This is a genomic window from Micromonospora sp. AMSO1212t, assembly GCF_008868145.1.
GTDB lineage: Bacteria > Actinomycetota > Actinomycetes > Mycobacteriales > Micromonosporaceae > Micromonospora > Micromonospora tulbaghiae.
Window position 1 is genome coordinate 1 of sequence record NZ_WBKS01000301.1, and the last position, 469, is coordinate 469.

The following is a 469-nucleotide window of genomic DNA, read 5'->3' on the forward strand; positions in this document are numbered from 1 at the left end:
CTGCTGGTCGTCTCGGCCGCGTACCTGCTGATCACCAACCGTCGGAGGGACGACCATGCGTGAGACCGCCGGTGAGCGCTGGGGCCGGCGCATCGTGCTGACCCTGCTCACCCTCTTCGTCGTCATCCCGCTCTACGTGATGGTCACCTCGGCGGCCAAGCCGTTGCAGGACGTGCAGAACGGCTTCACCTGGTGGCCCAGCCGACCCACCCTGCAACCGTTCATCGACATGTGGAGCACCGTGCCGCTGGCCCGGTACCTGGTGAACAGCCTGGTGGTGTCGAGCATCGCGGCGGTCTGCTCGGTGGCGGTGGCCATCTTCGCCGCGTTCGCGGTGAGCCGGTACCGGTTCCGCGGTCGCGGTGTCTTCTCGGTGACGGTGCTGTCCACGCAGATGTTCCCCGGCATCCTGTTCCTGCTGCCGCTGTTCCTCATCTACGTCAACCTGGGCAACGCCACCGGCATCGAG

General features: G+C 66.7%; 1 pseudogene. It reads left to right on the top strand.

From position 1 onward, the window contains the following. Window positions 1–55: 55 nt before the first annotated feature. Window positions 56–469 (top strand): annotated as a pseudogene (locus F8279_RS29890) (carbohydrate ABC transporter permease); the annotation flags it as partial.